Source organism: Streptomyces sp. HUAS 31 (genome assembly GCF_028198125.1).
Taxonomy (GTDB): domain Bacteria; phylum Actinomycetota; class Actinomycetes; order Streptomycetales; family Streptomycetaceae; genus Streptomyces; species Streptomyces chartreusis.
In genome coordinates this window covers 1,217,038-1,227,191 of record NZ_CP116353.1, presented here as the reverse complement: position 1 = coordinate 1,227,191, position 10,154 = coordinate 1,217,038, and the positions used below count along the sequence as shown (strand labels likewise).

The following is a 10,154-nucleotide window of genomic DNA, read 5'->3' as shown; positions in this document are numbered from 1 at the left end:
TCCTGAACCAGGGGGACCCCCTTCATGCATGCTGATCTCTCCCGCCTCACGTTCCGCCCGCAGCGGCGGTACTCGGCGGTCATCGCCCAGCAGGGCCGCGTCCAGCTCGACGCCGACATCAACGAGCAGACCGCGATCCAGCTGCACCAGGCCCGCACTCTCGCCGCCGACCTGATCGGCCGGCACGGCGGACCGCGCGACGCCGCCGGCTTCAAGATCGACTACATCGGCGGCAAGCACGACATCGACACGCTCCACATCCACGGCGGCCGGTACTACGTCGACGGCATCCTGCTCGACGCGACCCGCCCGGCGCCCGGCGTGCCGGTCCCGGACGAGGACGCCGAGGACCAGGAGACCGCGGCACCGCCCGCGTACTGGACCTACTGGGACCAGCCCGACGGCTTCCGCGACCCGGAGAAGCCCGGCGACCGGCTGCCGTCGCCCGCGCAGACACCGTTCGTGGTCTACCTGAGCGTGTGGGAGCGCGCCGTCTCCGCCGCCGAGGACCCCGCCCTGCGCGAGGTCGCCCTCGGAGCCGCGATGCCGGACACCGCGGCCCGCGTGAAGGTCGTCTGGCAGGTGCTGCCGCTGTCGCTGGCCGCGCTGGAGATCGAGGACGGCGACCCGTCCAAGGAGGTCGTGCGGGCCGCCTTCGACAAGTGGGCGCAGAAGCAGGCCGCACCGAGCGCGCGCCTGGCCGCCCGCAGCGAGCGGCCCGACCACGCCGACGAGGACCCCTGCCTGGTCAAGCCGGACGCCCGCTACCGCGGCCAGGAGAACCAGCTGTACCGCGTGGAGGTGCACGCGGGCGGCGAGGCGAAGGACGCCACCTTCAAGTGGTCCCGCGAGAACGGCTCGGTGGTCTTCCCCGTCGACGAACTCGACGGCACATGGGTGCAGCTGGCCTCCCTCGGCCACGACGACAAGCTGGACCTGGACGTCGGCGACCACGTCGAACTCGTGGACACCGCCTACGCCTCCCGCCTCGAGCCCCTGCCCCTGCTGCGGGTCGAGGAGCTGGACCTGCCGGGCCGCCGCGTCCGCCTCAGCGCAGAGCCCGACCCGTCCGTCGGCCGGCTGTCGCACCTCAACCCGTTCCTGCGCCGCTGGGACCACCACGACGGACCGCGGCGGAAGGGCCGTACGACCGCCCTGAAGGGCGGGGCCGTCCCCGTCGCGGAGGGGGAGTGGCTGCCGCTGGAGGACGGGGTCGAGGTGTACTTCGCCAAGGGTGCCGCGTACCGCACGGGCGACCACTGGATCGTCCCCGCCCGCACCGCCACCGGCGGCGTCGAGTGGCCCTCGGACGCGGCCCGGCGTCCCCTGCTCCAGGGTCCCTCCGGCATCGCGCGCGGCTTCGCGCCGCTCGCGCTGGTCAAGGGCGAGGGCGGCACCGTGGACCTGCGCCTGGCGTTCAACCCGCTGGCCAGCAGTATTCCGGCGGCGGACGAGGCGACGCTCGCGGCCGAGGAACAGGCCCGCCGCGAGGAGCAACTGGCGGAGGACCCGTCCGGCGGGAGGTCGCAGACCACGGCCGATGCGGAGGCCGCGGCGGAAGGAGACGAGTGATGGCGAAGCCCCTGAGCGCGTCCAAGCTGGTGGAGATCCTTCGCAAGGAGGGCCTCACGGTCCACGAGGTCCGCAGCTGGCGCACCCACAACCGCAACAGCAAGGGCCCCTGGGGCCCGGTGAACGGCGTGATGATCCACCACACCGTCACCAAGGGCACCGAGAACTCGGTGAGCATCTGCTACAACGGCTACTCCGGCCTGCCCGGCCCGCTGTGCCACGGCGTCATCGACAAGCAGGGCCACATCCACCTCGTCGGCAACGGCCGCGCCAACCACGCCGGCCTCGGCGACAGCGACGTCCTGCGCGCCGTGATCAACGAGTCCAGGCTGCCGCACGACAACGAGGCCGACACCGACGGCAACGCCCACTTCTACGGGTTCGAGTGCGTCAACCTCGGCGACGGCAAGGACCCCTGGCCCGAGGCGCAGAAGGAGGCCATCGAGAAGGTCTCCGCCGCCATCTGCCGCCACCACGGCTGGAGCGAGCGCTCCGTGATCGGGCACAAGGAGTGGCAGCCCGGCAAGCAGGACCCGCGCGGCTTCACCATGGACGGCATGCGCAAGCGGATCGCGCAGCGCCTCAAGGGCGGGGGAGGGGGAGCGCCCGAGCCGGACCCGAAGCCCGCTCCCAAGCCCAGGCTGGAGCCCTTCCCGGGCAGCGGCTTCTTCCACATCGGGCAGAAGTCCCCGATCATCACCGCGATGGGCCGTCGCCTGGTCGCCGAGGGCTGCGGGCGCTACGAGGAGGGCCCGGGCCCGGAGTGGACCGAGGCCGACCGCCGCTCCTACACCGCCTGGCAGCACAAGCTCGGCTTCAAGGGCAAGGACGCGGACGGCATCCCCGGCAAGGTCAGCTGGGACCGGCTGAAGGTGCCCAACGTGTGACGGTCGCGTGCGTGCGCAGGAACGGCCCAGGTACCCCGCGGGGGTGTCCTGGGCCGTTTTCGTGCCTCGAAGGGCCTCTCGAAGGGTCTTGCTCCCCTGGCGGAAACACGTCACACTGAATACCGAACGAATGGTCGGTTGGGAAGCGGGAATCGATGACGACTTCACACTCCGCCGAGGCGCCTGCCGACGAGGGGCTCCAGGAGCACTTCGACGCGACGATCTCGCGTGACCAGCGGATCGAGCCGCGGGACTGGATGCCCGAGGGCTACCGGAAGACGCTGATCCGGCAGATCGCGCAGCACGCCCACTCGGAGATCATCGGCATGCAGCCCGAGGGCGAGTGGATCACCCGCGCCCCGTCGCTGCGGCGCAAGGCCATCCTGTTCGCCAAGGTCCAGGACGAGGCCGGGCACGGGCTGTATCTGTACTCGGCGGCGGAGACCCTGGGCGCCGACCGCGCCGACCTGACCGACCGGCTGATCGAGGGCCGCCAGAAGTACTCGTCGATCTTCAACTACCCGACCATGAGCTTCGCCGACGTCGGAGTGATCGGCTGGTTCGTGGACGGCGCCGCGATCTGCAACCAGGTCCCGCTGTGCCGCAGCTCCTACGGGCCGTACGCACGCGCGATGGTGCGGATCTGCAAGGAGGAGTCGTTCCACCAGCGGCAGGGCTACGAGCTGCTGATGACGATGATGCGCGGCACCGAGGGCCAGCGGGAGATGGTGCAGGACGCCGTGGACCGCTGGTGGTGGCCGTCGCTGATGATGTTCGGCCCGCCCGACGACGCCTCGCCCAACTCGGCGCAGTCGATGGCCTGGAAGATCAAGCGGCACAGCAACGACGAACTGCGTCAGCGCTTCGTCGACATGACCGTCCCGCAGGCCGAGAAGCTCGGCGTCACCCTGCCCGACGCGGAACTGCGCTGGAACGCCGAGCGCGGCCACCACGACTTCGGCACCCCCGACTGGTCGGAGCTGATGCAGGTCATCAAGGGCGACGGACCCTGCAACGCCCAGCGGGTGGAACGGCGCAGGAGCGCCCATGAAGAGGGCGCCTGGGTGCGGGAGGCGGCTACCGCCCACGCCGCCAAGCGCGTGGAGAAGGGAGCGGCGGCATGAGCGCCGACAAGAAGGACTGGCCGCTGTACGAGGTGTTCGTACGGGGCAAGCGCGGGCTGAACCACGTCCACGTGGGCTCGCTGCACGCCGCCGACGACCGTATGGCGCTCACCCACGCCCGTGACCTGTACACCCGCCGCAACGAGGGCGTCAGTATCTGGGTCGTGCGCTCCGAGCACATCGCCGCCTCCACGCGCGACGAGAAGGACCCCTTCTTCGCGCCCAGCGCAGACAAGGTCTACCGCCACCCGACGTTCTACGACATCCCCGACGACGTCCCGCACATCTGAAGGAGAGGGCATGAGTGACGACCACGTCTACATGACCCTCGCCGAGGGACACGAGGACGACACCCGCTGGGCCTACGGCACCGGCTTCGAGGACCCGCTGCACGGCGTGGACACCACCGTCCCCGAGGGCATCGACGCCGCCGCACTGGCCGCCGTCTGCGTCGCGCTGGCCGACGACGCGCTGGTCTCGGCCCAGCGCCTCGCGGAGTGGATCACCCGCGCGCCCGAGCTGGAGGAGGAGGTGGCGCTCGCCAACATCGGCCTCGACCTGCTCGGCCAGGCCCGCCTGCTGTACTCCCGCGCCGGCCAGGCCGACGGCACCGGCCGCGACGAGGATGCCTACGCCTACTTCCGCGACGCCGCCGACTTCCGCAACGTACGCCTGGCCGAACTGCCCTGCGGCGACTTCGCGTTCTCGATCGTGCGGCTGCTGGTGCTGTCCAGCTGGCGCCTCGCCCACTTCGAGCGGCTGGCCTCCCACCCCGACCCCGTGCTCGCGGCCATCGCCGCGAAGGGCGTCAAGGAGCTGGCCTACCACCGGCAGTACGCCGCGGAGTGGGCCGTACGCCTCGGCGACGGCACGGAGGAGTCCCACCGCCGGATGCGCCGGGCCCAGGAGCAGGTCGCCCCCTACATCGGGGAGCTGTTCACGGCCTACGACGTGCGCGACGAGGTGGTCGCGGACATCCGCCAGGTCACCGCGGCGGCCGGACTGCCCATGCCGGTGTACCGTCCGCTGCCCGGCGCCGGCCGCGACGGCGAGCACACCGAGCATCTCGCCCCGCTGCTCGCCGAGTTGCAGGGCGTCGCCCGCGCCCACCCGGAGGCGACATGGTGACGACCCTGCTCGACGCCCGCCGCGCCCGGCACATCGCCGCGACCGTGCCGGACCCCGAGCTGCCCATGCTCACCCTGGCCGACCTGGGCGTCCTGCGGGACGTGGCGCTGACCGAGGACGGCACGGTGGTTGCGAGCCTCACCCCGACCTACTCCGGCTGCCCGGCCATGGCCGAGATGCGGGCGGACGTCGCGGCGCGGCTGCGAGACGCGGGGTACGCGCGCGTGGAGATCCGTACGGTCCTCGATCCGCCGTGGACCAGCGACTGGATCACCCCGGCCGGCCGCCGCAAGCTCACCGAGCACGGCATCGCCCCGCCCGGCCCCGCTCCGCGCGGCGGCCCCGTCGCGCTCGTGCTGTCGCCCACCCGGCACGCGGTGACCTGCCCGCGCTGCGGCTCGGGGGACACCGAGGAGACCTCCCGCTTCGCGGCCACCTCCTGCAAGGCGCTGTGGCGCTGCCGGGCCTGCCGCGAGCCGTTCGAGTACGTCAAGGAGATCTGAATGGAAGGCGTCACCGAAGCACGGACGGCCGCCGGTCCGCGCCCGCGCATCCGCCGCCGTCCGGCCTTCCACCGGCTGCGCGTGGCCGCGGTCCAGCCACTGTGCGCGGACGCGGTCGCCGTCGGCTTCGACATCCCGGCGGAACTGGCCGAGGAGTTCGCCTTCGAACCGGGCCAGTCGCTGACGCTGCGGCGCGAGATCGACGGGCGCGACGAACGACGTTCGTACTCGATCTGCTCGCCGGTGGGTTCGAGCCCCCGCATCGGCGTGCGGGTCGTGCCCGGCGGGCTGTTCTCGTCCTGGCTGGTCGAGGACGTACGCCCCGGCGACACCGTCGAGGTCATGGCGCCCACCGGCGCCTTCACTCCCGACCTGAGCACACCCGGCCACCACGTGCTGATCGCCGCGGGCTCCGGTATCACGCCCATGATGTCCATCGCCGAGTCCGTGCTGGCCGCCGACTCCCGCTCGACGGTCACCCTGTTCTACGGCAACCGCCGCAGCGACACGGTGATGTTCGCCGACGACCTCGCCGACCTGAAGGACCTGCACCCGACCCGGTTCCAGCTCGCCCACGTGCTCTCCCGCGAGCCCCGCGAGGCCGAGGTGCTCTCCGGCCGGATCGACGCCGAGCGGCTCGCGACCCTCGTCGAGGCGCTGGTCGACGTGACCACCGCCGATCACTGGTGGCTGTGCGGACCGCACGGCATGGTCCGGGACGCGCAGAGCGTGCTGGCGGACCTCGGAGTGCCCGGCGAGCGGGTGCACCAGGAGCTGTTCTTCGCCGACGACGAGCCCGTGCGGGAGGTGCACCACGAGGAGGCGGGGCCGCAAGGGCCCGTCAGTCAGGTCACCATCACCCTCGACGGCCGCTCCACGACCGCGGCCCTGTCGAGGGAGCGCAGCATCCTCGACGGAGCCCAACGCACCCGTCCGGACCTGCCGTTCGCCTGCAAGGGCGGCGTCTGCGGCACCTGCCGGGCCCTGGTCACCGACGGCAAGGCGGACATGCGGCGCAACTTCGCGCTGGAGCCGGCCGAGGTCGACGCGGGCTATGTGCTGACCTGCCAGTCGTACCCGGTGTCCGAGACACTGACGGTCGACTACGACAGCTGAGCCGTCGGGAAGAGTTGAGTGGCGAGGAAAGCGAAAGGACTATTTCAAGAAGGATTTGAGAAGGAAGTCCCTTCATGGCCTCGCCACGGCCGACTCTAACAGTCACTCCGGGATCAGGTCGCGCAGATTTTCGGGCACGACGATCCGCGACCCGGGGTGCAGCCCCTCGGGCCGCTGAAGGCCGATGTAGGTGACCGGTCCCTCCGGGATCGTGCCGCCGTCCCAGACGGTCGTCGTCGTGGCGTCCATCAGGCCCGTCAGGTAGCGCACCGTCAACTGCTCGCGCTCCACGATGCCGCGCAGCAGCGTCGCCACCGACACCCGGTTGCCCTCGACCCGGTTGGCCGCCGGCGCCCCCCTCAGGTACAGGTGCAGCCACTTGGCACGCCACCGCCCGTCGGATCCGCGCCGGAACGCGAGCGGCAGCGCGACCCGGCCCGGTCCGCGAAGCCCGGACTTCATGCGCACGGTACGCGGCTCGAACGGGCGGCCCCGCTGCTCCGCGTCCCGCAGCATGAACCCGAAGAACGACTCGTCGACCTCCTCGAAGCCCTCCCCGGCGAAGATGTTGACCTGCGGGACGATGTACTCCCCGCGCACGGCGCCGAGGCGCAGGTCGATGAACTCCGAGGCGCCGTCGGGTGCTTCGGTGATGTCACCGGAGTGCTCGCCCTCGAGGTCCTTGAGGTTGGTGTACGCCAGCCAGCAGACCGTCGCGAAGTCGGCGTCCAGCATCAGCGCCGACAGGTCGTAGTCGGTGCGGTGGGCGGCCTGCTTCCAGTACACGAAGAAGCGCAGCAGCTCACCGTCCACGAGCGACACCGAACCGCGGGGCAGCACGCCGAGCCCCGCCGGGGCCGCCCTGCCGCTGAGCGGCAGCGCGACGTCCAGGGCGTCCGGGTCGATCAGCAGATGGCCCGGGTCCGGCAGCCGACGGCGCAACTCCTCGTCCAGTACGGCGATCAGCCGCTCCCGCTCGGGCGGCAGCACCGGCGGACGCTCGTCCTCGGTGACCCAGGCCCGGCCGAGCCGGTTCACGAACACGCGGGTCTCGCCCGTGTCCTGCGCGCGGTTGGCCAGGTGCTCGCGGACGGACAGCAGGACCCGCCCGGAGACATCGCCCACGACCTCCTCGGCGGCGGCCACCACCGAGTCCCGCTCCTCCTGGTCGAGCGCCATGCGCAACAGCCGGTCCAGCGCGCGGAAGAGCTTGCCCGGCGCGGACTTCAGCACCTTCGCCGCGCCGGTGACGTCGTGCATGCCGAGCAGTTCCTCGACCCGGCTGTCGAAGGAGGGCGCCCGCTTCTCCCCGCGCGCGACCGCGAACACGTCGGAGGCGTGCGGCCACCGCGGGTACTCGTGCGGGTGCAGCCGCTCGCCCAGCCGCTTCCACGCCTCGCGATGGGCGCGGACGTCCGCGAGCTTGTCCGGCGAGGCCGCGACCACCGAGTCCAGGCCCGCAAGCAGGGCGCGGCGCAGCGGCCGCGACAGCTTCCGGAACCGGGTCGGTCCGACCAGGGTCACATCGCCGTCCGACAACGCGCAGGCCAGCCGCAGCACATCGGTGACCGTGTCCAGCAGCGGCTGCGCACCGGCCCGCAGCCGGGCCCGGTTGAGCACGGCACGGTTCTCCCGGACCGGGATCGACTCGGGCTGCGGCCCGTCCACGCACACCCGGGCCAGCTTGTCGAGGTCACCCAGCGCCTCCTCGCCCAGCGGCGTGCTGCTGCCCGCCAACGCCAGGTACAGGGCGCCGACTTCCTCGTCCGGGTCGCCGCCGAGGTGCAGGACCGTGATCCGGTCGCCGGCCGCCGCGATCAGCTCGTCGTGGTGGCCGAGCATCTCGGCGTACGTGTGCTGATAGCGGCCGTACGACGGCAGGGTCAGCAGGTCGACGACCCCTTCGCCCAACTGCTCCAGGACGCTGTCCCGCGCCTCGTCGTCGGCGAGTGCCCCGGCGATGCAGCGCATCCAGAAGTCGTACGTGTCCGGCACGTTGGCCGGGAAGTCGACGAAGTAGACGTTGTGCGCCACATGGTCGCCGACCATCTCGCGCACGGTGCCCAGCGTCCGCACGGCGGTGTCGACGACCACGCCCTCGCCGAGCCCCGACAGTCGCTCCAGCAGCTCGGCCGATAGCTTGAAGCCCACGGACATCAGCGCGGCGTCGAACTGCCGCGCCGCGACGGCGCCTTCATCGGCCGGGCCGGTGGGACGGGGGAGACGAAGGGTGTGCCGGACGACCAGGGGTTCGAGGCGGTGGACCATGCCGGGATGATCCCAGACCCGTACGAGCGTTCGCATGCGGGTTTTTGCGCCCGAACCCCTCGATCTCACCTGGCAGACGCGCCAGAAGTGCGGGTATTCGCCGGGTATCGTTCCCGGCCCGGCCGGGCATCGTTAGGTGGCGGGGAACGAGGGTGAGAGGGGAACCATGCCGTCATCCAAGCCGTCGTCCATACGGTCGGCCGGTGCGCTGCCGCAGCCGGTGCTCAGTCAGCCGGCACCCGTCGCGGTGTTCCTTGTGGTCACGATCGAACCCGGGGGCGAGAGCGCGGTACGCGACCTGCTGTCCGGGCTCGCGGGTCTGGTACGAGCCGTCGGCTTCCCCAGCCCGGACGGAGGGCTGTGCTGCGTGGCCGGCGTCGGATCCTCGGCCTGGGACCGGCTCTTCGAGGGCCCGCGTCCCCGACAGCTGCATTCCTTCGAGGAGTTGGAGGGCCCACGGCACCGGGCCGTGGCCACCCCGGGCGATCTGCTCTTCCACATCCGCGCCGCCCGCACGGATCTGTGCTTCGCCCTGTCGGCGGAGATCATGAAGCGGCTGCGCGGCGCGGTCACCGTCCAGGACGAGGTACTGGCCTTCGCCTACTTCGACTCCCGCAATCTCCTCGGCTTCGTCGACGGCACCGAGAACCCGGTCGGCCCGGCCGCGGCCGAGGCGGCGATCGTCGGTGACGAGGATCCCGCCTTCCTCGGCGGCAGCTACGCGATCGTGCAGAAGTACGTGCACGACGTCGACGCCTGGGAGGCCCTCGCCGTGGAGGCCCAGGAGAAGGTGATCGGGCGCTCCAAGCTGACCAACATCGAGCTCGACGTGCCCGGCTCCCACATCGACGTGAACACGGTCACCGGTCCGGACGGGGAGGAGCTGGAGATACTGCGGGGCGCCATGCCGTTCGGCAGGCCCGGCCACGGTGAGTTCGGTACGTACTTCATCGCCTACGCCCGGACCCCCGACATCCCGGAGGCCATGCTCCGCAACATGTTCGTGGGCGGCCCCGAATCGGGCCCGGACCCGATCCTCGACTACTCGCAGGCCGTCACCGGGACCCTGTTCTTCTGCCCGTCGGCCACCTTCCTGGAGGCGGTCCTGGAGGAAGCCGACACGCACTGACCTGCCGGGACGGCCCGGCCGGGATCAGGGCTGCTGCGCCTCGCGCTCGGCGTTCCGCTTCTTGATCCGGGCCGTCTCCTTGCGGACCTCGGCCTGAGTGGCGCGCTCCTTGGCCAGCCACTCGGGCTGCTCCTGCTTCAGCGCCTCGATCTGCTCGGTGGTCAGGGGCTCGGTGACACCGCCGCGGGCCAGGCCCGCGATGGAGACGCCGAGCTTCGCCGCGACCACCGGGCGGGGGTGCGGGCCGTCGCGTCGCAGGTCGAGCAGCCACTGCGGAGGGTCGGCCTGGAGGGTGTTCAGCTCCGCGCGCGTGACGACCCCCTCCCGGAACTCGGCGGGGGTGGCCTCGAGGTACACACCCAGCTTCTTCGCCGCGGTCGCGGGCTTCATGGTCTGGGTGCTTTGGTGCGACGTCATGGTCTCAAGG

10 protein-coding genes are annotated in these 10,154 nt (G+C 71.6%); 8 read left to right on the top strand and 2 right to left on the bottom strand.

Going from position 1 to position 10,154, the window contains the following annotated elements:
• Positions 1–24: 24 nt before the first annotated feature.
• The 7 genes from PGH47_RS05245 to paaE all read left to right on the top strand — a co-directional run bounded on the left by PGH47_RS05245 (position 25) and on the right by paaE (position 6,330).
• Entirely contained in the window at positions 25–1,572 is a 1,548-nt protein-coding gene (locus PGH47_RS05245; protein ID WP_271662459.1) for a DUF6519 domain-containing protein, read from the top strand.
• A complete protein-coding gene (locus tag PGH47_RS05240; protein WP_271662458.1) occupies positions 1,572–2,459 on the top strand; it encodes a peptidoglycan-binding protein in 888 nt (295 codons plus the stop codon). Before PGH47_RS05245 ends, PGH47_RS05240 begins: the two co-directional genes overlap by 1 nt.
• Before the next feature lie 155 nt (positions 2,460–2,614).
• The gene (gene paaA / locus PGH47_RS05235; RefSeq protein WP_271662457.1) at positions 2,615–3,583 is read left to right on the top strand and encodes a 1,2-phenylacetyl-CoA epoxidase subunit PaaA; all 969 of its coding nucleotides are present in this window, start codon (positions 2,615–2,617) and stop codon (positions 3,581–3,583) included.
• Positions 3,580–3,873 (top strand): 1,2-phenylacetyl-CoA epoxidase subunit PaaB, encoded by a 294-nt coding sequence (gene paaB, locus PGH47_RS05230; RefSeq protein WP_030957096.1) that lies wholly within the window; start codon positions 3,580–3,582, stop codon positions 3,871–3,873. Before paaA ends, paaB begins: the two co-directional genes overlap by 4 nt.
• A 10-nt stretch (positions 3,874–3,883) precedes the next feature.
• A complete protein-coding gene (gene paaC, locus PGH47_RS05225; protein WP_271662456.1) occupies positions 3,884–4,711 on the top strand; it encodes a 1,2-phenylacetyl-CoA epoxidase subunit PaaC in 828 nt (275 codons plus the stop codon).
• Positions 4,705–5,214 carry a 1,2-phenylacetyl-CoA epoxidase subunit PaaD gene (gene paaD, locus PGH47_RS05220; RefSeq protein WP_093745068.1) on the top strand — a complete coding sequence of 170 codons (510 nt, stop codon included), beginning with the start codon at positions 4,705–4,707 and terminating at the stop codon, positions 5,212–5,214. The genes paaC and paaD overlap by 7 nt, the downstream gene beginning before the upstream one ends.
• Positions 5,215–6,330, top strand: coding sequence for a 1,2-phenylacetyl-CoA epoxidase subunit PaaE (gene paaE, locus PGH47_RS05215; protein ID WP_271662455.1), 1,116 nt, complete (start codon positions 5,215–5,217; stop codon positions 6,328–6,330). It begins immediately after the preceding gene.
• A gap of 102 nt (positions 6,331–6,432) precedes the next feature.
• Here the strand turns inward: paaE and PGH47_RS05210 are convergent, their stop codons facing one another.
• A complete protein-coding gene (locus PGH47_RS05210) occupies positions 6,433–8,598 on the bottom strand; it encodes a TerD family protein (RefSeq protein ID WP_271662454.1) in 2,166 nt (721 codons plus the stop codon).
• A gap of 166 nt (positions 8,599–8,764) precedes the next feature.
• Between PGH47_RS05210 and PGH47_RS05205 the strand changes: the two genes are divergently transcribed.
• The gene (locus tag PGH47_RS05205; RefSeq protein ID WP_271662453.1) at positions 8,765–9,727 is read left to right on the top strand and encodes a Dyp-type peroxidase; all 963 of its coding nucleotides are present in this window, start codon (positions 8,765–8,767) and stop codon (positions 9,725–9,727) included.
• A 24-nt stretch (positions 9,728–9,751) separates the two neighbouring features.
• On the opposite strand, the gene PGH47_RS05200 is transcribed toward PGH47_RS05205, so the two are convergent.
• Positions 9,752–10,144, bottom strand: a complete 393-nt coding sequence (locus PGH47_RS05200; RefSeq protein ID WP_126897944.1) for a DUF5997 family protein — start codon at positions 10,142–10,144, stop codon at positions 9,752–9,754.
• Positions 10,145–10,154: the final 10 nt, after the last annotated feature.